Consider the following 24,360-nt stretch of genomic DNA (forward strand, 5'->3'; position numbering starts at 1 on the left):
ATATATTTCATCTTTATTATAAACCTATCACCAAAATAAAACAATGAACTAATTGTAAATAATCACTTGAATTTCAATATATTTCCCACTTTTTTTGCAAATATTTAACAAAGTAAACTATTTCATTAACATAAAATAATGACAAATTTAATCTTATATGATATAATAATAACGGTGATTTTATGAAAATAAGTAATATGAAAAACCTAAACACTGCTTTAAATGAAAAGCAGAAAGAAATTGAAATTCACGGTAATATTAGTGACAAAGTTCTTAGAAGTGGACTTGTCAGCAATATTATTTTTGTTGGTGTAGTAACACTTATTGTTGGAATTATCGGCACAATAGTTTTCGGTATTACATACTTAATATCTGATATTTACTGGACTATGGCAGTTGCTATTATCTCCTTATGTGTTATTCTGTTTGCTATAACAATTTTGCTTACTCTGAAATGTATGCAAAAGCTAGACATTGGACTTGCAGTAAAATTAAGAAAATATACTGTAAACAAAAAGTCCGGTAAAATTCTTTTAGTTAGAAAGTAATTTTTACAATTTGATCCGGTAAAATTCTTTTAGTTAGAAAGTAATTTTTACAATTTGATATGTAATATATAATCCTATCTTCATTGAAGATGGGATTTTTCTTTTTCATAACATAAAAAAGGTTGCCCATAAAGGACAACCTTTGACTTTTACATATATTTACTTGTAGCTTTTAGTCGAGCCATAGCTCTTGATAGAGATGCCTTTGAGTGGTGATACTCAATCTGACTACGCTTCTGACGCAATGCTTCTTCTGCTCTTTCCTTAGCTTCTCTGGCTCTGTTAGCATCAATTTCGTCAGGTCTTTCACTTGTTTGAACAAGGAAAGTAACATCATTGTCGATAACTTCAATAAAGCCCAGACCGGTGAATACTACTCTCTCATCTTCATCAACAGGCTTAAACTTAGTAATACCAACATCAGTAGCCATCAAAATGTTTTCGTGATGAGCCAAGATACCCTTTTCACCATCAAAGCAAGGAATAGTCATCTTCTCACATTCACCATCAAAAACAACCTTATCAGCTGCCAAGATTTTTAATTTAAAAGTATTCATTATGAATCACCTTTTATTCTTTCATTGCCTTTGCTTTAGCAATAACATCTTCAAGATTACCAACATTGAAGAAAGCTGCTTCAGGATATTCATCCATTTCACCATCAATAATAGCCTTAAATGAACGGATAGTATCCTTTAGTGGTACATACTTACCGGGAACACCTGTAAATGTTTCAGCAACATGGAATGGCTGAGAAAGGAATCTCTGAATCTTTCTTGCTCTATAAACTGTAACCTTATCTTCGTCAGAAAGTTCTTCCATACCCAGGATACCGATAATATCTTGAAGTTCCTTATATTTCTGTAGAATTTCCTGAACTTTACGAGCAGTTTCGTAATGTTCTTCACCAACTACATCAGGTTCAAGAATTCTTGATGTACTTTCCAATGGGTCAATAGCTGGGTAAATACCTTGTTCAACAATCTTTCTTGATAGAACAGTTGTAGCATCAAGGTGAGCGAATGTTGTAGCAGGAGCAGGGTCAGTAAGGTCATCGGCAGGAACATAAACGGCCTGAACTGATGTAACAGAACCATTCTTTGTTGATGCGATTCTTTCCTGTAATTCACCCATTTCAGTAGCTAGTGTTGGCTGATAACCAACGGCTGATGGCATACGACCTAGTAGAGCAGAAACTTCTGAACCGGCCTGTGTGAAACGGAAAATGTTATCAATAAATAGAAGAACGTTCTGGTTCATTTCATCTCTAAAGTATTCAGCCATTGTTAGACCTGTTTCAGCAACTCTCATACGAGCTCCCGGTGGTTCGTTCATCTGACCAAAGACTAGTGCAGTCTTTTCAATAACACCGGACTCTGTCATTTCTGTCCAAAGGTCATTACCTTCTCTTGAACGTTCACCAACACCGGTAAAGATTGAATAGCCACCATGTTCAGTAGCAATGTTACGGATAAGTTCCTGAATAAGAACTGTCTTACCAACACCGGCACCACCGAACAAACCAATCTTACCACCTTTAGCATAAGGAGCAAGAAGGTCAATAGCCTTGATACCTGTTTCAAGAATTTCAACAACAGGACTTTGATCTTCAAATGAAGGTGGGTCTCTGTGGATTTCCCAATGTTGTTCATTGTCTAGGTTTTCGCCACCGTCAATAGTTTCACCTAGTGGGTTGAAAAGTCTGCCTAGTGTTTTTTCACCAACCGGAACTTTGATGCCTGAACCGGTAGCAGTAACTTCCATATCTCTATATAAACCATCAGAAGAAGCAAGCATAATACATCTTACCTGGTCATTACCAAGGTGTTGTGCTACTTCCATAACAAGAGTTTTGCCATCATTTTCAACAGTAAGGGCATCCTTGATTTCAGGGATTGTGTCTTCAGTAAACTGAACATCAACAACAGGACCCATTACCTGAATGATTTTACCTTTATTCATTATATTCATCCTTTCATAAGTATATTATGAAAATTAACCTTTATTTTTCTGAGCTTTTGCACCGGAAATAACTTCTGTAATTTCTTGTGTAATAGCTGCTTGACGAGCTCTGTTATAAAGGACTGAAAGGTCCTTTAACATTTCCTTCGCACTATCTGTAGCAGACTGCATAGCCATCATTCTGGCATTCTGTTCACTACAGTAAGATTCAACTAAAGCACCGTAAATGTAACCGGCAATAAAGTCCGGTACAACATTATCAAAAACAGCATCAGCAGATGGTAAAAGAGTAATGTTCTCAATATGAGTACCCATATCAATATGGTCTGATGTATCTGTAAATGCGTGTTTACGAAGTGGTAATAGACGCTTAACCTTTGGTTCAGTAGCAATAGCTGACTTCATATTTGTATAAACGATATAAACTTCATCAAGTTCTTTTGATTCATATAAATCAAGTACAGTTTCTGCAATTCTTCTGGCTCTGTTTAGGCTAGGGTCTTGAGCAGTAAACTGGAAATGTTCGTCAACAAAAATATCTTTCTTCTTGAAATAATGACGACCAACTTGACCGATAACAAAAAGCTTATCGTTACTTGTTTTTTCTGTATCAATAATTTCTTGGGCTAACTTAATAACATTTTGGTTATAAGCACCGGCAAGACCTTTATCGGCAGTAACAACAATAATACCCTTACGCTTATCAGTGTCACCTGCAACATACTTTTGGTCACAGAAAAATCTGTTTTCAACATCAGGAACAAGTTTCAATGTTTTTCTGATTGAATCCTGTAGGCTGATAAAGTATGGGTGAGTATTTTCATAATTTCTCTTAGCCTTTTTTAGCTTACTTGAAGAAATCATATACATAGCATTTGTAATCTTAAGGGTATCGTTGATACTTTTAATTCTGCTTTGGATTTCTCTTGTATTTGCCATATCAAGACTTCCTTTAACTTATAGACTTATATTCTTTTGCTACTTCAAGGATTTTATCCTTTAGTTCATCGGAAAGAACTTTCTTTTCTTCAATTTCTTTACCGATTTCAGGATGCTTAGTAGCAAAGTAATCTAACATATTCATCTGGAATGGCTTAATATCCTTAACATCAACATCAAGCATTAGCTTGTTTTCGGCAACAACAAGTGAAATAACCTGTTGTGAAAGTGAAAGTGGATGACATAAAGGTTGCTTTAGCATTTCCATTAGACCTTTACCAAACTGAAGTTGTTCCTTAGTTTCAGGGTCTAGGTCTGATGAGAACTGTGTAAATACTTCCATTTCTCTGTACTGAGCAAGGTCAATACGGATAGAACCGGCAGCCTTCTTCATAGCCTTTGTCTGAGCAGCACCACCAACACGGGAAACTGACAAACCAACATTAACGGCTGGACGCATACCTGAGTTAAATAGGTCACTTTCTAGGAAAATCTGACCGTCAGTAATGGAAATAACATTTGTAGGAATATAAGCTGAAACATCACCTGCTTGAGTTTCGATAATTGGTAGAGCAGTGATTGAGCCACCACCAAGTTCATCAGAAAGTCTTGCTGATCTTTCAAGTAGTCTTGAATGTAGATAGAAAACATCACCTGGATAAGCTTCACGACCCGGAGATCTTTCAAGTAGAAGTGACATTGCTCTGTAAGCAACGGCATGTTTACTTAAGTCATCATATACAATAAGTACATCCTTACCCTGATACATAAAGTATTCAGCAAGTGAAGTACCTGAATATGGAGCAATATACTGAACAGGAGCTGGTTCTGATGCAGTAGCTGAAAGAACTATTGAATAATCCATTGCTCCATTCTTTTCAAGTGTATTAACAATTCTGGCAACTGTTGATGCCTTCTGACCGATTGCAACGTAAATACAAATTACGCCGTTGCCCTTTTGGTTAAGGATAGCATCAGTAGCAATAGAAGTTTTACCTGTCTGTCTATCACCGATAATAAGTTCACGCTGACCTCTACCGATAGGGAACATTGAGTCGATTGATAGGATACCTGTTGCCATAGGTGTGTCAACTGATTTTCTCTGTACAATTGAAGGTGCTGCACATTCGATTGGACGATAGTCGGATTCTTTAATTTCACCCTTACCGTCAATAGGAGCACCTAGGGCATTTACAACTCTGCCAAGGAAGTTATCACCAACAGGGATACCGGCCTTTTTGTGAGTTCTTGAAACCTTAGTACCTTCGTGGATACCACGGTCTTTGTCAAAAAGGATAACACCGATTTCGTTAGCACGAATATCCTGTACCATACCTTTTGCACCATTTTCAAATACAACGATTTCACCGTACATAGCAGCATCAATGCCGTATACACGAGCAATACCGTCACCTAGAGAGATAACTGTACCGGTTTCTTTCTCTCCATTATCAAAATCAAAATTTTCAATTTCACTTTTTAGTATTGAAATAATTTCATCTGATCTGATTGCGCTCATTCGAGTTTACCTCCAGACTAATTTACGATTTAATGCGTTAAGTTTATTCTTGAAACTTCTGTCAAATTCATGACCGTTAGCTTCAATTACAAATCCACCAATAAGGTCAGGTTTTTCAATAAGTTCAAGTTCAACCTTACTGGCATTTAGCTTTTTCTTAACGAATGCTTTTAACTTTTCTTGCTGTTCCTCAGTTGGTTTCACAACATAATAAAGATGAGCAACAACAATCTTGTTCTCTTTATTGTACCAATTATGATACTCTTTGAAAATATCATTAATAGATGTCATTCTGCCATTTTTTGAAACTACCTTGATAAAATTGCAAATATCTTTTGGAAAAATCTTATCAATAATTTCATACTTTTTCTTTGGCATAATTACCGGAGAGCAAAGAACTTTCATAAGTTCCTTGCTTTCGGCAAAAGTATCTTCAGCAATACTAATAGAGTCAGCACTAACATTTAACTGGTACAACACCTTAGCATAGTTACTAACTGTTGTAGTCATTACTTGTCCTCCTCACCTAAAAACTCATCGTAGGAAGAAGTATCTGAATTGCTTGACTGTTCCTTAACAACCTTTGTTGCTGCTACAAGAGCAAGACCTGCAATTTCACTTTCAAGTTTGCTCATTGTCTTGTCATATTCAAGCTGAGCATTCTTTTGTGCTTTATCAACAATTTCTTTTGCCTGATCATTGGCAGAAGCAATAATATTGTTTTTCTGAAGTTCGGCTGTCTTTTTAGCTTCCTTAGTAATTTCAGCTGCTTTATCTTGAGCAGCCTGTACATTACCTTCATACTCAGCCTTTAGTTTATTAGCAGCTTTCTTTGTTTCGGCTGCGTTGTTTAGGTCATCCTGAATCATTTTTTCTCTCTGGTCCATAACCTTTTTGATAGGTTTTAGAAGGAAGAACTTAATAATACAGAAGAACACTAATAAGTTAATAACTGTGAATAAAATATTCCATGGATCTAAATTTAGCATTATTTATCCCACCTACCTTAGAATAGTAGAATAACAAGAAGACCAACAACAAATCCGTAGATAGCTGTTGCTTCTGCAAGTGCTGAACCAAGAAGTAATAGCTTTGAGATTTTGCCATCTGCTTCAGGTTGACGAGCAACTGACTGAGAAGCCTTTGATGTTGCAACACCGATACCGGCACCTGCACCAAGACCTGTAAGTACGGCAATACCTGCACCCATAGCAATAGTTGGGTCACTGTTACCAGGTAGAAGTAGGATAATTAGTAGACCTACAACGAAACCGTAAATAGCTGTTGCTTCTGCAAGTGCTGAACCAAGAAGTAATAGCTTTGAAATCTTACCGTCAGCTTCAGGCTGATGAGAAACTGCTTCACAAGCCTTAGCAGTAGCAATACCGATACCAACACCGGCACCAAGGCCACCAAGAACTGCAAGACCTGCACCGATACCTGTATAGGATACAAGACCTTTACCTAGTTCTGCATTGTCAGGTAGAAGTAGGATAATTAGTAGACCTACAACGAAACCGTAAATAGCAGTTGCTTCAGCTAGGGCTGAACCTAGAAGTAATAGCTTAGAAATCTTACCGTCAGCTTCAGGCATACGACCAACTGCTTCACAAGCCTTAGATGTTGCAAGACCGATACCTACACCGGCACCTGCACCTGTAAGTACTGCAAGACCTGCACCGATTGCAAGTTGAGATACATACTGACTTGAGTTATCAGGTAGAAGTAGGATAATCAGTAGACCTACAACGAAACCATAAATAGCAGTTGCTTCAGCAAGGGCTGAACCTAGAAGCAATAGCTTAGAAATTTTACCGTCTTCCTCAGGTGCTCTGGCAACAGACTCACAAGCCTTTGCAGTAGCAAGACCGATACCAACACCAGCACCAACACCTGTTAGAACTGCAACACCTGCACCAACTGCGATACCCGGGGTTGCACTTGAATCTTTTAATAATAGAATAATAAGCAAACCAACAACGAAACCGTAGATAGCTGTTGCTTCTGCAAGAGCTGAACCTAGAAGTAGAAGTTTGCTAATGTTACCGTCTGCCTCAGGCTGACGAGCAACTGCTTCAGTAGCCTTGGATGTAGCATAGCCGATACCGATACCTGCACCAAGACCGGTAAATACTGCTATACCTGCACCAATTGCAAGTAATGTCAACATAGTGAACACTCCTTAATATGTTAATTAATAATTATTCTGTTTCTATACCTTCCTTGATAAACAAAGATGTCAAGAATACAAATACATAGGCTTGAATCAAGCCATCAAAAAAGTCAAAGTATAGACTAAATGCTACCGGTACAACAAATGGAACAACACATTCGATAAGTGTCATAACAACAAAAGCACCCAGAACATTACCAAATAGTCGCATACAAAGTGAAAGTGGTCTTATTCCAATTTCAAGAATGTTAAAGGGCAACATAATCGGTGTTGGCTCAATAAAACTCTTAAGAAACTTTTTCGGACGCTTCTTAATCAAAGCTGCACCTTCAATTAGGATAATACTCATGAGAGCTAAGGCAATGGTAACTGCCAAGTCCTTTGTCGGTGACTTAAAGCCAAAAATACCTATAATGTTACTAAATCCTATATAAATAAGAACAGATATTAAGTAAGGTACATATTCTGAACCTTCCTCTCCAACCATTCCACCAACAAATTTATAGAGCCAGTTTACACAAAACTCTAAGAAAACTTGTTTTCTGCTAGGATTTTTCACCCTCAGATTTCTTACAAGAATAAGACATAATGCAAGGAATACTGCCATTATAATCCAAGTGACAACAACCGACTCGTAAACTTTGATACCACCAAAGATGGGGATTGTAAACACAGGTTCACAGGTCATTTCTTGTTGGATTGATTCTGCAATATTGCCCATAATGTCGCCTCCTCTTCCATATAAAATTGTTTGGTTACGGTTCACTACAAAATATAGTGTGCCAATAATCTTATAACACCCATATTATCCGACTTTTGATTTAAAATGTCAATGTTTTAACAGACTTTTTGTAAAAAACTACAAAAAATTCAATAAACATTAGTACATTTTGTGTTTTTGCAAGTGATTGTTATTTATATTGCAAAAATTATATTGCAATATATTATTATAAACATAATTCATATATATTTTGCAATATAACAAAGTATCACTTTCATCACTAGAATTTTAACTTGTAAATAATTTCCATCTATTTGTGGGTAATATTCAACAAAGTCAGCTTTTATGAGGATTATTTTACTTTATTTTAGTTTCTGTTTAGTAAATTTTTTCTTATCATATATATTGTATATTTACTTTATAGAATAATAAAGAAAACCAGTGCTGAAAAAGCACCGGTTTAGTTATATTATGTATTCTATTATTTAATTAATTCAGGAAGTTTGCGCATCCAATGACTGATATTAATATGTTGTGGGCAAATTGACTCACACCATTTGCAATTTGTACAATCAGTTGCACTGCCACCTACCAAGGCAACACTGCCATCATAAAATTCTTTTGCAACCTTTACACTACTGTGAATACCAATCTTGTTAATTGCTTCAAGATTTCTAGGTATCATAACATGTTGAGGGCAACGGTTACACTTATAACAACCGTTACAATGAATCATTCTTGAATTAATATAGGTTTGCTGAGCTTTCTTAATAGCCATAATACGCTTACCACTAAGCATACCGATTGAAGAAACCTTTGCATATTCAAGGTTCTGATTAATATGTTCAAAACTACCCATATCAGAAAGTACGCAACTGACACCTTCTTTATCCCAAAGGTACTGCATTGCAATTTCTACAGGTTTAGCACAAATTTCATCAAATACAATTTGTGTGGACTTAGGTACATTAGCAAGGTATCCACTTCTAAGTGGTTCCATAATATTAACTGCCATTCCCTTTTTCTTGGCATATTCAAGGCCTCTTAAACCTGCTTGATATTCTTCATCAATATAGTTAAGGTGAATTTGACAAAAATCCCAATGTTCCCAATAGTCACAAATCCACTTAAACATATCAAAGTCATCATTAAATGAAAAACCAATGTAACGAATTCTACCGTCACGCTTTGCTTTATAAAGATGTTCAAGTACATTATACTTTAGGACTTTGTTGTCCCAGAAATTAGCATCAAGAGAATGAAGCATATAAAAATCAATTTGATTTACATTCATTCTTCTCATTTGTTCAGCTAAAATTCTGTCAAAATCATACTCGTTATTGTATTCCCATACAGGTGCTTTTGAAGCTAAATAAACCTTACTTCTGTAACCGTTCTTTAATGCTTTACCGGTAACAATTTCAGCTTGTCCGTCCTGATAGGAATAAGCAGTATCTATATAATTAACACCATTATCAATGGCATATCTTATTAATTCAATAGACTTTTCTTGGTCAATAGTGTTGGAATTAGGAAACATAGGAAGTCGCATTGTACCAAAACCCAATGCAGAAACCTTTATACCTGTGTTTCCAAAATTTCTATACTGCACCTCAACACCTCCACATTTAAACATACCATAATATGATACCACAATATTTAGTGGAATACAAGGTGCATTTTTGACATTATTTAGTTATATGTACATCTAATTGATTGTATGGAATTGCTATATTATTTCGGTCTAATGCCTTTTTCATACTTTCAATCATATCGTGATATACATCCCAATAATCTTCGGTTTTAACCCAAACTTTTACCACCATATCAAGTGAACTGTCACCTAATGCATTCAGTCTTACAAAAGGCATTTCTTCATCTGTGATAACCTTATCATTAGATAAAGCAACATCCATTAAAACTTTCTTTACTTCTTCAATATCGGCACTGTAATCAACAGGTACATGGAAGTCAAGTCTTCTCTTATCCTCTGCTGTAAAGTTTACTACTTCTTTTGATGAGATTACACTGTTAGGAATCATAATATATCTATGGTCGGCAGTAAGCACCTTTGTGTGCATCAAATCAATTTGAAGTACAGTACATCTTTCACCATTTATTTCAATTACATCATCAGTTACAAATGGTTTTGAAAAAAGTAGGATAATACCACAAGCAATGTTGGACAAACTGTCCTTTAAAGCCAAGGCTATTGCAGCAGCACCTGCTGAGAAGAATGCAACTAAACCTGTTGTTGAAATACCAATATAAGATAATGCACTCATTACAATTACAATATAACAAGCAATTCTGATTGCGTTTATAAAAAACTTTGAAAGTGAATAATCTATATTAGCCTTATCAAGACCTTTCTTAACAACCTTTGTAAAGGCTTTTGTTGCAAAATAACCACCTACTAAAATGATTATCATTATTAATAAGCCTTCCCAATTGAAGTTTTCAAAAAATCTTGAAATTACTTTCCAAGTATGAGTAAAAAACTTTTCCATTGTAAAATCTCCTTACTTTACCATTCCACTACGGAATTCCATATTGATTTGTGCAATTTCTTTTTCACCATCTATATATGGCTGATACATAGCCATTGCATCAAAACCTACAGAACCTTCACAACTGTCTTCATTATAAGCTAAAGAAGTTTTAATAATTTCAATTCTTTCTTCTCTTGTTGTATCAGCAATTTTAATTGACTTATACATTTTAATTCCAGCTTTCTAATATAATATAAAAAAGAATTATACAATTTCAGTATCTCTGCCATTTACATCAATGTCATACTGTCTGCCGTTGTAGTTAAATGAGAAGTGATGAGGGTTGTCATCAGTATTAACACATACTACTGTTGTTTCACCGTTAAAGTTACGAGCAAATGCCCAGTACAAACATTCATTACTAATTTGAACATAATCTCCATACTTTAGAGGAACACTATTCTTGCGAATTTCTGCTAACTTCTTAATATGGTCAACAAGTTCTTGATTTTCAATAGGAATATTATCCACATCAATAGCAGGTCTTAGCTCAATATCCCCACCATCATTTTTGTGGCCTTTTATTCCCCATTCACTACCATAATAAATTGATGGTACACCTGGTAAAGTATAAAGGATTGAATAAACATTAAACAAATCTTTAGGGTCATTGATTAAGGATGCAACTCTGTTTACATCATGGTTATCAACAAAGTTATAAAGTAACTTACCTTTGTATAGTCCCCATTCATTGTTAAATTCTCTGTTTACATTGTAGCCAATATCACAAAGGTTCTTTGAATTTAAGCTATTGTAAATACCGTTAAACAGTGAATAGTTGGTAACTGCATCAAGTAAATCAGGTTGTAACCATCTTGTGTATTCACCGTTGATGATTTCACCCATTAGCCAGAAGTCACTTTTCTTAGCAGTTGTTCTCTGCTTTAATTCACGGAAGAACTGTAAATCAATACAATCGGCTGCATCAAGTCTGATACCGTCAATATCCCATTCATCAATCCACATTTCTACTGCATCAAGCAAATGGTTTCTTACATCAGGGTTCTGCATATTAAGTTTAACAAGTAGTTCATGACCTTCCCAACTGTCATAATGGAAACCATCATTATAACTATTGTTCCAATCGAATCTTAGTCCACTAAACCAAGAACAATACTGAGAGCCTTCTCTATGCTTTCTTACTTCTTCAAAGGCAAAGAACTTTCTGCCAACATGGTTAAATACACCATCAAGAACAATCTTAATATCATTCTTCTTTAGTTCCTGTGCAACTTTCTTGAAATCTTCATTTGTACCAAGTCTGGTGTCAATTAGCCTATAATCAGTTGTATCATAACCATGAGTTGCACTTTGGAAAATCGGTCCAATATAAAGAGCATTTATTCCTATATACTTCATATGAGGAATGTAGTCAATTAACTTTAAAATTTTGTGGGACTCATTATCCCCACCTTTATTTTCCATATCACATCCGAAAAATCCTAAAGGATAAATGTGATAAAACATTGATTCATTAATCCATTTTGTTTCCATAACTGTACCTCCCAGAAACATTCTGTTATCTATTTTAACGAATAATACCCTTAAATGCAACAAAAATTTGTAGGATAGGTATATGTTTATTCAACATTAATATAATTTGTGTTGATTATTTGTGTAAAACCGAAAATTTTTATTTAATATTGAGTTAACAATACTTATGTGCTACAATTGGAAAGTGGTATTAGCAAATTATAAAGGAGGAATATATTTGAAAAAATTAGTAACAATTTTACTAGCCGGTTTAATGTGTGGTACAATTCTTGCAGGTTGTGGTAATAGTGAAGACCCTAAGCAAGTACTAAAAGGATATAGCGACAGTGAAACTTATTCTGATGGTGATGATAATTCTACTCAACAGGATTTTAGTAAATACACTTACGACAAAAGTTATGATAGCAAATTTGGCAAAGATGAAAATTATACAAAGGTTACTTCTAAAAATAAGGAAGAAATTTCAGGTTATTTTCAGGACTTTGACACTTGGGGTACTACAAGTTCCTTTAGTGACCATTATGACTTTAAAACTGATATGATTACCGAAGGTGACTACTACTGTATTGCAGATGAAAATGTTAATGTAAGTTCAGTTGGTCAAAGAAAGGCAGTTAAAATTTATCACAAATATTCTGTATATTATTATGATACAGAAAGTCATACACTTTACTACATTCACAACAACCTTAACGAAAGTTAATTAAAAAGTTAATTAAAAAAACAATGCCCTTATAGGAATAAAATCTATAAGGGCTACTTTTATATCTGAAATTAATGAGCAGTAGTTGCTAATCTCTTATCTTTTCTTTCTTTTATTAATCTTGCAAAATATACAAATGGTGTATCACATAGACTGGTAACAATATAAATAACATAGCTTGAAATCATAATGCTAAATAATGTACCGATTTCGTATGTACCCCAGAAAGCAAAAATTGTGAATAATGCAGTATTTAGAATTTGAGAAATCAAAGTTGAACCATTGTTACGAACCCATAAAAATCTTCTCTTATCACCAAAATGCTTTTCAGTAAATCTCCACCACAAGTGATAAAGTTGAACATCAATTAACTGAGAAATTGCATATACAACCAATGAAGAAATCATCATTCTTGGTGTATTTGAAAATACTGCTGTAATTGATGGCATTACCCAGTCAGACTCAGATGGAGTATATAACATCCAACTTTGAGTCATACAAATAAAGAATACTGATGTAAACACACCAATCCATACTGCCTTGTTGGCTTCTTTCTTGCCTTCGGTTTCACTGAGAATATCTGTTACAAGGAATGTTACTGCAAAGAAAACATTACCTAATGTTTGTTCCATACCAAAGGCTCTAATCATAATAAGTGCCTCAATATTAGCAGTAATTGTTGCAATAACAGTAACTGCATAAAGACCGGCTTTACCAAAGAAATTATATGCAAATAATGCACCACCAAAAATAAACAGTAGTGAACCTACCAATAATAAATCATTAATCATTTGTTTGTTCCTCACTTTCTCCACCAACACCAAAGTCGGTATTTTCCATTAAAATATCTACCCTATCGTTATCAATATAATTTGGTGCAATTTTTTCTGCAAAAACTTTGATAACGGAATTGTCAGGTTTCACATTAGTTGTGTTGTCATTCATAATGTTTACACAAACTCTGTCAAAGTACTTTAAACCTGTTTCAATATCATTTTTCATAGAATTTTCTGTTTGACCTGTTAAGCCAAAGAGTAAACAAACTTCATCTGCATATGTTCTTATTTTTTCCGGTGTTGACTTACCAAAACCTTTTTTCATTACATTTTCTCTATAGTCAACATCAAATGTTTCAACACCTGTTTTTATCCTTACATTAATACTGTGTTCTTTGAACTTTTCTTTTAATGTAGGAACTTCTCTGTGATGAATATAGTGACATTCAAAATGTACTGTAGAAATATTCTTTTCTTCACAAGTTTTGATAATCAAATCCATAGTCTTGTTATCTAAGTCACAAAAACTACCGGAATTAATAACTTCCAGCTTATTATAAATACCTGTAACCTTAGATAGCACCTGTGCATTTAGATTATAGTTTTCCTCCTCATCAAGACAATAGTCAAGATGATAGTCACAAAATGTACATCGTTTCCACTTGCAACCACTACCTCGTAATAAAACAATTTCACGAGGATTTTTGTCCTTTAAGACACTGTACCTTTCCATAGTTCCTCCCTAAAATGACGGAACAGTAACAAATAAAAAATGGGCATAGTTATACTACGCCCAAAGTCAATAAAATTATTATTGCTAGAGTCCGTAGTTTTGTTTATCGTCAGGATGGTCACGAACTGACGGGCAAAAAGCCAAAAAGTATTATACAACAAGATATAAGGTTTTTCAAGTATTTAACAAAAGAAAAATGGGTTGAAGCATTAACCTCAACCCATAGAATGTTTATAATTTATCAGGAAGAAATTCCCAATATAATTGTAACTATACGAAGTACAAATAGACCAAATGCAACCCACATAACCGGATGAATGTCTTTAATCTTACCTGTAACAACCTTTAGGATAACCCATGATAGGATACCGAACATAATACCTGTTGCAATTGAATATGCAAATGGCATCATAATGATAGCTAAGAAACCACCAACTGTATCAGCAATATCTGTGTTGAAATCCATCTTTGTAATATTCTTTAGCATTAGTAGACCAACAAATACAAGAGCAGGTGCAGTTGCAAATGATGGAATAGCTAGGAAGATTGGATATAGTGGAAGTGCAAGTAAAAATAGAATTGCAGATGTTAAAGCAGTAAGACCTGTTCTACCACCTTCAGCAACACCTGTTGTAGATTCTACATAAGATGTAACTGTTGATGTACCAAGACAAGCACCTGCACAAGTACCAAGAGCATCAGCCATTAAAGCTCTACCAACTCTAGGTAGTTCGCCTTTTTCATTAAGTAGCTTACCTTCCTGAGCAACACCGATTAGAGTACCAACTGTATCAAATAGGTCAACAAATAGGAATGCAAATACGATAACTGCAAAATTAACAACATTTGATGCTACATAACCAAAGTCAAAGTGGAATGCTAGTTTTGAACCCATATCTGCTACAGGACCAAATACATGGTAGTTAGAGAAATCAGGAATTAGTGAAGTACCATCGTACCAACCTGTTAACTGAGCAATAATACCAAGTACCCAAGTAGCTAGGATACCGATAAGGATTGAACCCTTAACCTTGAAGTGCCATAGAGCAGCAACAATTAATAGACCAACTAAAGCAAGTACTACAGGAGCTGAACCTAGGTCACCTAGCTTTACAAGTGTTGATGACTGAACTGCCTTACCATCATAGTAAGCATCAGTTGTAACAACACCTGCACCCTTTAGACCAACAATAGTAACGAAAAGACCGATACCTGCTGAGATACCATTTTTTAAGTTAGCCGGAACTTTATTTACCAAAGTTTCTCTAAACTTAAAGATAGAAAGGATAATAAAGATAATACCTTCTACTAGGATTGCAGTTAGTGCAACCTGCCAAGGGTTAGTGATACCCTGTTCTGCTAACTGAGGAACTACTGTGTATGCAAAATAAGCATTAAGTCCCATACCGGAAGCAAGTGCTACAGGATAATTAGCGAAGAATGCCATAATTAATGTAGCGAAAGCAGCAGATACTGCAGTAGCTGCAAAAACAGCACTCTGGTCCATTCCTGCTGCTGACAAAATACTTGGGTTAACTGCCAAGATATAAGCCATAGCAAGGAAAGTTGTGACACCGGCAATAATTTCGGTTCTTACTGTAGTGCCATTTTCTTTGAGTTTGAATAGTTTTTCCATGTTCTACTCGTATGAATTAAATCATACTACCCCTTTCATAAAAATATTGTTTATAGAAAACACAATATATATTTTAATACATTAAAGAGGTAAAAAGCAAGTAGAAAAATATACAAAATAAATAGTTATTGACGAAGTTTATTGCTTTTTGTTACAATGGAACAGAGGGGCTTGATAAAAATGAAGAAAATATTAGCAATACTACTTATTTTACCAATTATAATGGGATTATTTGGTTGTAGCAATCAAAATAATTCCGTCAGTAAGGAGGAAAAAATGACTATTAAAAATCCACATACCATTTATATTAGAGAGTCATATTCTGACAAAATCAAAGCAGTCTTTTCCAGTACAACAAGTAAAGAAACTGAAGAAGTAAATCTAAAGAGAATAAAGTCAAGTGATGACTACAATACATATAGTTGTACAGGTGACTACAAAAAATATGACAGAGTTATGTTTATCGGTGATGATACCGACAAATCAATGGTTCTTGTATTTAATAAGTACATTAGTGGCTATCACCTAGAGGCCGGTAGCTCAGAAGGTAATATCGGTATTCCATTTGTATATGATGAAAAAGAAGAAAATGCAAAATATGAAACAGTATCTTTAAAATACAATAAGGATAAAGAAAAAAATATTTTCATTTACACACCTAACGGATATGACAAAAATGACAAGAATAAAAAGTATTCTGTTATTTATATGTGTGACGGTCAAAATCTTTTTGACAAATTATCAACTGATAAAGGTTGTTGGAATGTTGCTGAAAGTGTAAATTCTATGATGAAGAACAGTGACAACAACTGTATTGTAGTTGGTATTGATAATGGTGACGGAAACAGAGATAATGAACTTACCCCTAACATTGGTGAAATCAGAGAAGACCAAAAGTCTTTAGGTGATTTTGAAAATGGTACAGGCAAAGAATTTTCCGATTTTGTTGTAAATACTGTTATGAAGTACATCAACAAAAACTACAACACATATACCGACAAAGAACATACTGCTGTATGTGGTAGTTCTTCCGGTGGACTTGAGGCTTTTTATATTGGTATGGAACACAGTGATAAGTTCAGTTCTATCGGTGCATTATCCCCGGCATTTCTATTATTTAATGAAAACACATGGAACAAATACTTAAAAAATCTTGATTTTAAAGGTAACTATCCCCTACTTTATATGTACAACGGTGATGGTGATGAACTTGAATCAATGCTACTAACCGATACTAAGAATATGATTAAGTATCTTGAAAACATAAATTATCCTAAAGATAAAATCATATTTAAGGAATACAAAAAGGCTTGTCACAATGAACATTTTTGGAGAAGTATCTTCCCTGAATTTTTGTATTACACATTTAATAAGTAACAATGTGGAAAACAAAAATACTAAAAGTTACAAAAAACTATTGACAAAAGTTTTTGATAAGAATAAAATATGATTGAAAAGCAAGGATAGGGACAGTACATGAAGTACTTTTCTTCAGAGAGTTATCGGTTGGTGAAAGATAACGAAAAGTTTCATAGTAAATCACCCTTGAGCTGACATCTGAAATTTAGTAAGAGAGTTCGTATGTTCTGCGTTAAAGAATAGTACATAGTGGTGTATGAATTAAGTGATTGCTTTTTTGCAATAAAAAGAGTGGTACCACGGAGATTACGGTCTTCGTCTCTTTATGGGACGAAGGCTTTTTTATTTTTATGGAATAGAGGTTATTAAAATGTTGACATTAGACAAAATCTATCACGCTTCTCATGTATTGAAGAATGTTGTTAGAGAAACAAAGCTTGTTGAAGCTACAAAAATCAACCCTGAATGTGAAGTTTATCTAAAGCCTGAATGTTTACAGCTTACAGGTTCATTTAAGCTAAGAGGTTCAGGTTATATGATTTCTCAGCTAAGTGATGAAGAAAAGGCACATGGTGTTATTGCTTGTTCTGCCGGTAACCATGCACAGGGTGTTGCACTTGCAGCTACTAAGTATGGTATTAAGTCTTTAATCTGCCTACCTGATGGTGCTCCTATCTCTAAGGTAGAGGCTACTAAGAACTATGGTGCAGAAGTTTGTATGGTTAAGGGCGTATATGATGACGCTTATGCAAAGGCTATTGAACTAAGAGATAAATGTGGTTATACATTTGTTCATCCATTTGATGATATTAATGTTATTGCCGGTCAAGGTACTATTGGTCTTGAAATTATGGAAGAAATGTCCGATGTTGACGCTATTGTTGTACCAATCGGTGGTGGTGGACTGATTAGTGGTGTTGCATTTGCTGCTAAGAAGTTAAATCCAAAGATTAAGGTTTATGGTGTTCAGGCTGCCGGTGCACCATCAATGTACAACTCAATTAAGGAAGGTAAAATCATTAAGCTTGATTCTGTTAACACAATTGCTGACGGTATCAAGGTTATGGAACCGGGTGAAAATACATTTAAGTTAGTTTCAGAATATGTTGATGAAATTGTTACAGTAACCGAAGATGAAATTTCTTCTGCTATTCTTGCACTTATCGAACAACAAAAGATGATTGCTGAAGGAGCAGGTGCAGTTTCTGTTGCTGCAGTAATGTTCAACAAGCTACCTGTTAAGGGTAAGAAAGTTGTTTGTGTTGTTTCAGGTGGTAATATTGATGTTACTATCCTATCAAGAGTTATTAAGAGAGGTCTTATGAACACAGGCAGAAGTGCTTCCCTATGTATTGAACTTATGGATAAACCGGGTCAGCTAGAAATGGTAAGTAAGATTATCGCTGATTGTGGTGGTAATGTTATTTCTGTTCATCACGAAAGAGCCAGTGAAATTGCTGACATTAACGGTTGTTACCTAAGACTTGTTCTTGAAACAAAGAACTTCGACCATATTGCTATGATTGAAAAATCATTAAAAGATAATGGCTTTAAGCTAGTATAATTTACATATAAAGGAGTAATCAAAATGAGTGAAAAAGTTTACACAAAAAATGCACCGGATGCTATTGGTCCATATTCTCAAGCAGTAAAGACAGGCAACCTAGTATTTACTTCCGGTCAGATTGCTATTAATCCTTCTAGTGGTAATGTAGAAGCTACTACTATTGAAGAACAGACTCATCAAGTTTGTAAGAACCTAAAGGCTGTTCTTGAAGAAGCAGGTACTTCCCTAGACAAGGTTGTTAAGACTGTATGTTTCCTAAAGAATATGGAAGACTTCGGTGCTTTCAACGGTATTTACGGTGAATACTTTACTGAAAAACCTGCTCGTTCTTGTGTTGCTGCAAAACAGCTACCTAAGGATGTTTTGGTTGAAGTTGAAGTTATTGCTGAACTATAATAATTAATCTCTATTCACATAGCTGTCTACCGTAACGGTAGGCAGTTTTTCTTTTGTTAAATATAGATTATACCTTATTTAATTAAAGATATAGCATTATCATATAATTGATATTTATTACATAGAATTGTAAAGTGTAAGAAAAAATTTTATAAAATTTGTATATAGGTCTTGATATTTTAAACAAAAGGTTCTATAATGTTAATAAATAATTGTTAAGAATATCAATTATGACAAAGCAAGAAATTATATTTAATATAAATGGAGGTAATTAAAATGGCAAGATTTACTCTTCCAAGAGATCTTTATCACGGCAAAGGAGCTCTTGAAGCACTAAAAGATTTTAAAGGTAAGAAAGCTATCGTATGCGTAGGTGGCGGTAGTATGAAACGCTTTGGTTTCTTAGACAAGGCAGTTTCTTACCTAGAAGAAGCAGGTATGGAAGTTAAGCTATTTGAAGGTATCGAACCTGACCCATCAGTTGAAACTGTTATGAAGGGTGCTCAGGTTATGCTTGACTTTGAACCTGACTGGATTGTTGCAATGGGTGGTGGCTCACCAATTGATGCTGCAAAGGCAATGTGGATTAAGTATGAATATCCTGACATTTCATTTGAAGATATGTGCAAGGTATTCGGTATTCCTAGCCTAAGAAAGAAAGCACATTTCTGTGCTATTTCTTCAACATCAGGTACTGCTACAGAAGTTACAGCATTCTCAATTATTACAGACTACTCAAAGGGTATTAAGTATCCTATTGCTGACTTTGAAATTACACCTGATGTAGCTATTGTTGACCCTGACCTAGCAGAAACAATGCCTAAGAAGTTAGTTGCTCATACAGGTATGGACGCTATGACACATGCTATTGAAGCATATGTTTCTACTGCTAACTGTGACTACACAGACCCTCTTGCTCTACACGCAATTAAGATGATTCAGAGCGACCTAATCGGTTCTTACAATGGGGATATGGAAAAGAGAGACAATATGCACAATGCTCAGTGTCTTGCAGGTATGGCATTCTCCAATGCTCTACTAGGTATTGTTCACTCAATGGCACATAAGACAGGTGCTGCTTTTGCTGACTATGGTGCACATATTATTCATGGTGCAGCTAATGCTATGTATCTACCAAAGGTTATTGCATTTAATGCAAAGAATGAAACTGCTGCTGAAAGATACGGTCAGATTGCTGACTTTATGCACCTTGGTGGTGACTCACTTGACGAAAAGATTTCTCTACTTATTGACCATCTAAGAGGTATGAATGATGAACTAAACATTCCTCATTGCATTAAGAACTATGGTCCTGACTCATATCCAACAGAACAGGGCTTTGTACCTGAAGATGTATTCCTAGAAAGACTACCTGAAATTGCAAAGAATGCTATTGCTGATGCTTGTACAGGTTCTAATCCTCGTATTCCTACTCAGGAAGAAATGGAAAAACTTCTCAAGTGCTGTTATTATGATACAGAAGTAGATTTCTAATTTTATAACACATACTATAAAAGGCTATTACAATAGTAATAGCCTTTTTTCTTGAAAGGAAGGTAATTGTTATGAAAAGAACTGTTGATGATAAAGGATTTACACTTGAAGAATTTTTACAAAATTATAAAGCAAAGGACTACCCTAAGCCATCTGTAACTGCTGATATTATTTTATTTTCTATAAAAGAAAATAATGTTGAAGTATTACTGATAAAAAGAGGTGGTCATCCATTTCTTGACCATTGGGCATTACCCGGTGGATTTGCTGAAAGTGATGAAACAATCTTTGATACTGCAAAACGGGAACTTTATGAGGAAACTTCTATTAAAGATATACCTATCGAAGAAATTGGTGTGTTCTCTTCCCCAAACCGTGACCCTAGAAGTTGGACAATGACAGATTCATTCCTTGCTATTGTTGAGAAAGATAAGATTAAGCCTATTGCCGGTGATGATGCAAAAGATGCAAAGTGGTTTGATATTGAGATTAATGATAGTGATAATAAAGTTAAATTAGTTTTAAGCAACAAGGATGAAAACGAAATTATTAACATAGAACTTGAGAAAAATATAACTAAAGGTGTTACAAAAAATAATTCTGACTTTAAAATTATTAGCAATGATGGACTGGCATTTGACCATGGTGAAATAATTTGTAAAGCACTTACAAAAATAGGGTTCATAATTTGTTAATATTTTTTGTTTAAATACCTTGAAAAATGAAATCTTTATGTTATAATCTTTATGATAATTAGAAAGAATTAGGAGATTTTATATGAATATTAAAAAATACAGATTTGGTGAACCATTCTGTACAGACTCAACTGTAATTGATTTGCCAATTGAGAAGGAAAGCCCTGACTATATTTCTTTAAAAGAAGATAACCTGTTTATCTCTATGTCACTAAAGGATAGTGATGCCATTTATGGTCTTGGTGAACAAATGGGTGGTATCAACAAAAGAGGCAGAAAGTATCGTTCATTCTGTTCAGATGACCCATGTCACACAGAAGAAAAGGAAGCACTATACGGTGCACACAATTTCTTTATAATCAGTGGTGAAACAACAGTTGGTTACTTTATTGATTTTCCGGGTACTGTTCACTACGATATGGGCTTTACTGTTGAAGATGAAATTACAATTTCGCTGGAAGGCAAAGATGCTGACTTTTATGTAATTAACGGTGAAAACGAACTTGAAGTTGTTAAAAACTTTAGAGAACTAATCGGTCAAAGTTATATGCCTCCAATGTGGGCTTTTGGTTATCAACAAAGCAGATGGAGCTATGCTAACAAAGAACAGGTTGATGCAGTTGTAGATGGTTATGAAAAGGCTGATATTCCACTTGATTCTGTTATTCTTGACATTGACTATATGGACCACTACAAGGACTTTACAATTGATGATAAAGCATTCCCTAACTTTGAAAGCTATGTTGCAGAACTAAAGAAAAAAGGCATTAGACTAATTCCTATTATTGATGCAGGTGTTAGATGTGAAGATGGCTTTGATGTTTATGAAGAAGGTGTAAAGAACAACTACTTCTGTAAGGATAGAAACGGTGATGACTTTAAGGCAGCAGTATGGCCGGGCATTTGTTGTTTCCCTGACTATCTAAAAGCTGACACTAGAAAGTGGTTTGGTGACAAATTCCACACACTAACTGACAAGGGTATTGAGGGTTTCTGGATTGATATGAATGAACCTGCCCTATTCTTCTCAATGGAAGGCTTTAAGAAAGCAGTTGACTTTGTTAAGCAGTATAACGGTGAGGACCTAGATTGTTGGGACTTCTTTGAATACAGAGATCAGTTCTCTAAGCTATCTAATAGCATTGATGACTACAAGAATATGCACCACCTAGATGGCAAATACAGCCACTATGATGTTCACAACCTATATGGTTATATGATGACAAGAGGTGTTGGTGAATGTTTACCAAAGGACACTCTCCTATTCTCCAGAGCATCATGCATTGGCTCACATAGATACGGTGGTATTTGGACAGGTGACAACACATCTTGGTGGAGTCATATCCTACTTAACCTAAGAATGTTACCATCACTAAATATGTGTGGTTATATTTATACAGGTGCTGACTGTGGTGGTTTTAACGGTAATGCAAGTAGAGAGCTTGTAATCAGATGGATGCAGTTATCTGTATTTACTCCACTATTTAGAAACCACTCTGCTATTGGTACAAGAAATCAGGAAGCATATGCATTTAGCAACAACAAAGAATTTAAGGATGTTATTGAAGTTAGATACAGACTTATTCCTTACCTATATGACCTAGCTAAAAAGTGTGCTGAAAACAACGAAATGATGTTCAAGCCACTTGCATTTGAATATAAGGATGCACTATCTAAGGAAACTGATGACCAAGTTCTTCTTGGTAATGAAGCTATGATTGCACCTGTTTACCAACAGAATAAATCAGGCAGAACAGTATATCTACCGGAAGAAATGACATTCTACAAGCTTTCAGGCAACAAAGTTGTACATAAAGAGAAACTTGAAAAAGGTGTACACTTTGTAAATGTTGCACTAAATGAAGTACCTCTATTTGTACGAAAAGGCAAGAAAATCCCACTATGCAACACAGGTAAAAATGTTGACAACCTAGACACAACAATTGTAGAATATCTAGAAGGTTAATTACTATTAATAACAAAAGCTGAGTTTGTAAAATCAAACTCAGCTTATTTTTATGCACAAAATTATTACAAAAAAGGCACTGAAAACAGTGCCTTAATTTTATCTCTTATATTTATTTGGGATAATGATTTCTGATGTATCCTGCTTTAGCTTTTTCTTCTTTGGCTTATCAGCAGGTTTTACATAATGAACATCTTTAAAATCTTCTTCATCATAATCATCACCGTAGTCCTCAGCACCACCATGAGCTGATTTTGCATGAGAAGAAATATTCTGTGTTTCTTCAGGTTCTGCATTTGTATCGGAAGAAATTTCGTCAAAGTTATCTTCTTCATCATCTTCAATAATTGCATGAGAACCACTTACATCAGATTTATTAGATTTAACTTTTACATTTGGTAAACCTTTTCTCTTGTTTCTTATTTTCTTAATTGTAAAGATTACGAAAATTATGATACAGATTAAAGCTAATGCAAATGAAACTAATGCAAGAGTTGAAGCCCAATTTAGATTATTAATGAAAGCATCCCAACCTGTAGCCTTTTCACTATTTTTAATATAGTCAAATGGGCTTGAGCTATTACCTTTTGATTTACTTTTAGATAATTCTTTTGAGATTTTATCCCAGTCGCTATCTTTTAACTCAGTATCATCAATGTCTTTAACATTTTTGTATGTTGGAGTTGTTGTTTCTCCGGCATTATCATTTGTATTATTATCATTGTTGGTATCTGTGTCAGTATTAGTATCGGTATTTGTATCACCACTGCCATCTGACACTTCACCGTTATCATCATAGAAATTGTAACTAGCAGTATTAACATCATCATTTGTGTTAGTATCGTTACTGTAATTATCAACTACCGGTGCTTGAGTATAATCCTGAGCATATGTATATGCATCAACATTATTATTAGCCGGTTCTTGTGACTGAGTATAAACAGGTTCTGTATTTACAACTGCCGGTGCAGTTGTATAGACTGCTTCTTGGCTATTGTCAACATATTCCTCAGCATTTGCTACTGTTGCAAATGAAAGAGTTGTAATTGACAACACGCAAACTCCACATATACAGATAAATTTCTTTAATCTATTAATCATAAAAAGTAGCTCCGTACTGTTAGAAA

24 protein-coding genes, 4 pseudogenes and 1 other annotated feature are annotated in these 24,360 nt (G+C 34.7%); of the genes and pseudogenes, 8 read left to right on the plus strand and 20 right to left on the minus strand.

Going from position 1 to position 24,360, the window contains the following annotated elements; genetic code table 11:
- Positions 1 to 182 precede the first annotated feature (182 nt).
- The gene (locus E5Z56_RS00455; protein ID WP_138156033.1) at positions 183 to 548 is read left to right on the plus strand and encodes a hypothetical protein; all 366 of its coding nucleotides are present in this window, start codon (positions 183 to 185) and stop codon (positions 546 to 548) included.
- A gap of 149 nt (positions 549 to 697) precedes the next feature.
- On the opposite strand, the gene atpC is transcribed toward E5Z56_RS00455, so the two are convergent.
- The 16 genes and pseudogenes from atpC to E5Z56_RS00530 all read right to left on the minus strand — a co-directional run bounded on the left by atpC (position 698) and on the right by E5Z56_RS00530 (position 11,908).
- Positions 698 to 1,105 (minus strand): ATP synthase F1 subunit epsilon, encoded by a 408-nt coding sequence (atpC, locus tag E5Z56_RS00460; protein ID WP_138156034.1) that lies wholly within the window; start codon positions 1,103 to 1,105, stop codon positions 698 to 700.
- Between the two features lie 13 nt (positions 1,106 to 1,118).
- The gene (gene atpD / locus E5Z56_RS00465; RefSeq protein ID WP_022506158.1) at positions 1,119 to 2,510 is read right to left on the minus strand and encodes a F0F1 ATP synthase subunit beta; all 1,392 of its coding nucleotides are present in this window, start codon (positions 2,508 to 2,510) and stop codon (positions 1,119 to 1,121) included.
- A 33-nt stretch (positions 2,511 to 2,543) separates the two neighbouring features.
- Entirely contained in the window at positions 2,544 to 3,449 is a 906-nt protein-coding gene (gene atpG, locus E5Z56_RS00470; protein ID WP_138156035.1) for an ATP synthase F1 subunit gamma, read from the minus strand.
- A 13-nt stretch (positions 3,450 to 3,462) separates the two neighbouring features.
- On the minus strand, positions 3,463 to 4,968 hold the full coding sequence (atpA, locus tag E5Z56_RS00475; protein ID WP_138156036.1) for a F0F1 ATP synthase subunit alpha: 1,506 nt from the start codon (positions 4,966 to 4,968) through the stop codon (positions 3,463 to 3,465).
- A gap of 6 nt (positions 4,969 to 4,974) precedes the next feature.
- Positions 4,975 to 5,478, minus strand: a complete 504-nt coding sequence (gene atpH / locus E5Z56_RS00480) for an ATP synthase F1 subunit delta (protein WP_138156037.1) — start codon at positions 5,476 to 5,478, stop codon at positions 4,975 to 4,977.
- The gene (atpF, locus tag E5Z56_RS00485) at positions 5,478 to 5,957 is read right to left on the minus strand and encodes a F0F1 ATP synthase subunit B (RefSeq protein WP_138156038.1); all 480 of its coding nucleotides are present in this window, start codon (positions 5,955 to 5,957) and stop codon (positions 5,478 to 5,480) included. The genes atpH and atpF overlap by 1 nt, the downstream gene beginning before the upstream one ends.
- 17 nt (positions 5,958 to 5,974) lie before the next feature.
- On the minus strand, positions 5,975 to 6,178 hold the full coding sequence (gene atpE / locus E5Z56_RS00490; protein WP_022506153.1) for an ATP synthase F0 subunit C: 204 nt from the start codon (positions 6,176 to 6,178) through the stop codon (positions 5,975 to 5,977).
- Positions 6,179 to 6,205: 27 nt separating this feature from the next.
- Positions 6,206 to 6,406, minus strand: a pseudogene (gene atpE, locus E5Z56_RS11810) (ATP synthase F0 subunit C); the annotation flags it as partial.
- A 45-nt stretch (positions 6,407 to 6,451) separates the two neighbouring features.
- A pseudogene (atpE, locus tag E5Z56_RS11815) lies at positions 6,452 to 6,700 on the minus strand (ATP synthase F0 subunit C); the annotation flags it as partial.
- A pseudogene (gene atpE, locus E5Z56_RS00500) lies at positions 6,689 to 6,895 on the minus strand (ATP synthase F0 subunit C); the annotation flags it as partial. The pseudogenes atpE (E5Z56_RS11815) and atpE (E5Z56_RS00500), both read right to left, overlap by 12 nt.
- A 21-nt stretch (positions 6,896 to 6,916) precedes the next feature.
- Positions 6,917 to 7,138 (minus strand): annotated as a pseudogene (gene atpE, locus E5Z56_RS00505) (ATP synthase F0 subunit C); the annotation flags it as partial.
- A gap of 31 nt (positions 7,139 to 7,169) precedes the next feature.
- Positions 7,170 to 7,862 (minus strand): F0F1 ATP synthase subunit A, encoded by a 693-nt coding sequence (locus tag E5Z56_RS00510; protein ID WP_138156039.1) that lies wholly within the window; start codon positions 7,860 to 7,862, stop codon positions 7,170 to 7,172.
- Positions 7,863 to 8,343: 481 nt separating this feature from the next.
- A complete protein-coding gene (locus tag E5Z56_RS00515) occupies positions 8,344 to 9,474 on the minus strand; it encodes an aldo/keto reductase (RefSeq protein ID WP_175405318.1) in 1,131 nt (376 codons plus the stop codon).
- Between the two features lie 76 nt (positions 9,475 to 9,550).
- Positions 9,551 to 10,372 (minus strand): mechanosensitive ion channel family protein, encoded by an 822-nt coding sequence (locus E5Z56_RS00520; protein ID WP_138156041.1) that lies wholly within the window; start codon positions 10,370 to 10,372, stop codon positions 9,551 to 9,553.
- A 12-nt stretch (positions 10,373 to 10,384) separates the two neighbouring features.
- Complete coding sequence (locus E5Z56_RS00525; protein WP_138156042.1) at positions 10,385 to 10,582, minus strand: purine biosynthesis protein PurH; 198 nt, start codon at positions 10,580 to 10,582, stop codon at positions 10,385 to 10,387.
- 36 nt (positions 10,583 to 10,618) lie between these two features.
- On the minus strand, positions 10,619 to 11,908 hold the full coding sequence (locus E5Z56_RS00530) for an alpha-amylase family glycosyl hydrolase (RefSeq protein ID WP_138156043.1): 1,290 nt from the start codon (positions 11,906 to 11,908) through the stop codon (positions 10,619 to 10,621).
- Between the two features lie 217 nt (positions 11,909 to 12,125).
- Between E5Z56_RS00530 and E5Z56_RS00535 the strand changes: the two genes are divergently transcribed.
- Positions 12,126 to 12,611 carry a hypothetical protein gene (locus E5Z56_RS00535; RefSeq protein WP_138156044.1) on the plus strand — a complete coding sequence of 162 codons (486 nt, stop codon included), beginning with the start codon at positions 12,126 to 12,128 and terminating at the stop codon, positions 12,609 to 12,611.
- Positions 12,612 to 12,682: 71 nt separating this feature from the next.
- Here the strand turns inward: E5Z56_RS00535 and E5Z56_RS00540 are convergent, their stop codons facing one another.
- The 3 genes from E5Z56_RS00540 to E5Z56_RS00550 all read right to left on the minus strand — a co-directional run bounded on the left by E5Z56_RS00540 (position 12,683) and on the right by E5Z56_RS00550 (position 15,756).
- Positions 12,683 to 13,402 carry a queuosine precursor transporter gene (locus E5Z56_RS00540; RefSeq protein ID WP_175405319.1) on the minus strand — a complete coding sequence of 240 codons (720 nt, stop codon included), beginning with the start codon at positions 13,400 to 13,402 and terminating at the stop codon, positions 12,683 to 12,685.
- Positions 13,395 to 14,120: a radical SAM protein gene (locus E5Z56_RS00545; protein WP_138156045.1), complete on the minus strand. Its 726-nt coding sequence runs from the start codon at positions 14,118 to 14,120 to the stop codon at positions 13,395 to 13,397. Before E5Z56_RS00545 ends, E5Z56_RS00540 begins: the two co-directional genes overlap by 8 nt.
- Before the next feature lie 241 nt (positions 14,121 to 14,361).
- Positions 14,362 to 15,756: an NCS2 family permease gene (locus tag E5Z56_RS00550; RefSeq protein ID WP_138156046.1), complete on the minus strand. Its 1,395-nt coding sequence runs from the start codon at positions 15,754 to 15,756 to the stop codon at positions 14,362 to 14,364.
- A 276-nt stretch (positions 15,757 to 16,032) separates the two neighbouring features.
- Between E5Z56_RS00550 and E5Z56_RS00555 the strand changes: the two genes are divergently transcribed.
- The 6 genes from E5Z56_RS00555 (at position 16,033) to E5Z56_RS00580 (ending at position 23,233) form a co-directional block, all read left to right on the plus strand.
- Positions 16,033 to 17,133 (plus strand): alpha/beta hydrolase, encoded by a 1,101-nt coding sequence (locus E5Z56_RS00555; RefSeq protein WP_175405320.1) that lies wholly within the window; start codon positions 16,033 to 16,035, stop codon positions 17,131 to 17,133.
- Positions 17,134 to 17,207: 74 nt separating this feature from the next.
- Positions 17,208 to 17,441 (plus strand) — a binding site (T-box leader).
- Between the two features lie 44 nt (positions 17,442 to 17,485).
- A complete protein-coding gene (gene ilvA, locus E5Z56_RS00560) occupies positions 17,486 to 18,679 on the plus strand; it encodes a threonine ammonia-lyase (protein ID WP_138156048.1) in 1,194 nt (397 codons plus the stop codon).
- A gap of 24 nt (positions 18,680 to 18,703) precedes the next feature.
- A complete protein-coding gene (locus E5Z56_RS00565) occupies positions 18,704 to 19,078 on the plus strand; it encodes a RidA family protein (RefSeq protein WP_022505977.1) in 375 nt (124 codons plus the stop codon).
- A gap of 276 nt (positions 19,079 to 19,354) precedes the next feature.
- Positions 19,355 to 20,572: an iron-containing alcohol dehydrogenase gene (locus tag E5Z56_RS00570; protein WP_138156049.1), complete on the plus strand. Its 1,218-nt coding sequence runs from the start codon at positions 19,355 to 19,357 to the stop codon at positions 20,570 to 20,572.
- A 71-nt stretch (positions 20,573 to 20,643) separates the two neighbouring features.
- Positions 20,644 to 21,267, plus strand: coding sequence for an NUDIX domain-containing protein (locus tag E5Z56_RS00575; protein WP_138156050.1), 624 nt, complete (start codon positions 20,644 to 20,646; stop codon positions 21,265 to 21,267).
- 82 nt (positions 21,268 to 21,349) lie between these two features.
- Entirely contained in the window at positions 21,350 to 23,233 is a 1,884-nt protein-coding gene (locus E5Z56_RS00580) for a glycoside hydrolase family 31 protein (protein WP_138156051.1), read from the plus strand.
- Positions 23,234 to 23,332: 99 nt separating this feature from the next.
- On the opposite strand, the gene E5Z56_RS00585 is transcribed toward E5Z56_RS00580, so the two are convergent.
- The gene (locus tag E5Z56_RS00585; RefSeq protein WP_138156052.1) at positions 23,333 to 24,334 is read right to left on the minus strand and encodes a hypothetical protein; all 1,002 of its coding nucleotides are present in this window, start codon (positions 24,332 to 24,334) and stop codon (positions 23,333 to 23,335) included.
- Positions 24,335 to 24,360: the final 26 nt, after the last annotated feature.

This window comes from Ruminococcus bovis, assembly GCF_005601135.1.
Classification (GTDB): domain Bacteria; phylum Bacillota; class Clostridia; order Oscillospirales; family Acutalibacteraceae; genus Ruminococcoides; species Ruminococcoides bovis.

Coding starts and splice junctions, on each gene's coding strand:
- E5Z56_RS00455 (WP_138156033.1), top strand. CDS start 183: ATGAAAATAAGTAATATGAAAAACCTAAACACTGCTTTAAATGAAAAG.
- atpC (WP_138156034.1), bottom strand. CDS start 1,105: ATGAATACTTTTAAATTAAAAATCTTGGCAGCTGATAAGGTTGTTTTT.
- atpD (WP_022506158.1), bottom strand. CDS start 2,510: ATGAATAAAGGTAAAATCATTCAGGTAATGGGTCCTGTTGTTGATGTT.
- atpG (WP_138156035.1), bottom strand. CDS start 3,449: ATGGCAAATACAAGAGAAATCCAAAGCAGAATTAAAAGTATCAACGAT.
- atpA (WP_138156036.1), bottom strand. CDS start 4,968: ATGAGCGCAATCAGATCAGATGAAATTATTTCAATACTAAAAAGTGAA.
- atpH (WP_138156037.1), bottom strand. CDS start 5,478: ATGACTACAACAGTTAGTAACTATGCTAAGGTGTTGTACCAGTTAAAT.
- atpF (WP_138156038.1), bottom strand. CDS start 5,957: ATGCTAAATTTAGATCCATGGAATATTTTATTCACAGTTATTAACTTA.
- atpE (WP_022506153.1), bottom strand. CDS start 6,178: ATGGGTGCAGGTATTGCCGTACTTACAGGTCTTGGTGCAGGTGCCGGT.
- E5Z56_RS00510 (WP_138156039.1), bottom strand. CDS start 7,862: ATGGGCAATATTGCAGAATCAATCCAACAAGAAATGACCTGTGAACCT.
- E5Z56_RS00520 (WP_138156041.1), bottom strand. CDS start 10,372: ATGGAAAAGTTTTTTACTCATACTTGGAAAGTAATTTCAAGATTTTTT.
- E5Z56_RS00525 (WP_138156042.1), bottom strand. CDS start 10,582: ATGTATAAGTCAATTAAAATTGCTGATACAACAAGAGAAGAAAGAATT.
- E5Z56_RS00530 (WP_138156043.1), bottom strand. CDS start 11,908: ATGGAAACAAAATGGATTAATGAATCAATGTTTTATCACATTTATCCT.
- E5Z56_RS00540 (WP_175405319.1), bottom strand. CDS start 13,402: ATGATTAATGATTTATTATTGGTAGGTTCACTACTGTTTATTTTTGGT.
- E5Z56_RS00545 (WP_138156045.1), bottom strand. CDS start 14,120: ATGGAAAGGTACAGTGTCTTAAAGGACAAAAATCCTCGTGAAATTGTT.
- E5Z56_RS00550 (WP_138156046.1), bottom strand. CDS start 15,756: ATGGAAAAACTATTCAAACTCAAAGAAAATGGCACTACAGTAAGAACC.
- E5Z56_RS00555 (WP_175405320.1), top strand. CDS start 16,033: ATGACTATTAAAAATCCACATACCATTTATATTAGAGAGTCATATTCT.
- ilvA (WP_138156048.1), top strand. CDS start 17,486: ATGTTGACATTAGACAAAATCTATCACGCTTCTCATGTATTGAAGAAT.
- E5Z56_RS00565 (WP_022505977.1), top strand. CDS start 18,704: ATGAGTGAAAAAGTTTACACAAAAAATGCACCGGATGCTATTGGTCCA.
- E5Z56_RS00570 (WP_138156049.1), top strand. CDS start 19,355: ATGGCAAGATTTACTCTTCCAAGAGATCTTTATCACGGCAAAGGAGCT.
- E5Z56_RS00575 (WP_138156050.1), top strand. CDS start 20,644: ATGAAAAGAACTGTTGATGATAAAGGATTTACACTTGAAGAATTTTTA.
- E5Z56_RS00580 (WP_138156051.1), top strand. CDS start 21,350: ATGAATATTAAAAAATACAGATTTGGTGAACCATTCTGTACAGACTCA.
- E5Z56_RS00585 (WP_138156052.1), bottom strand. CDS start 24,334: ATGATTAATAGATTAAAGAAATTTATCTGTATATGTGGAGTTTGCGTG.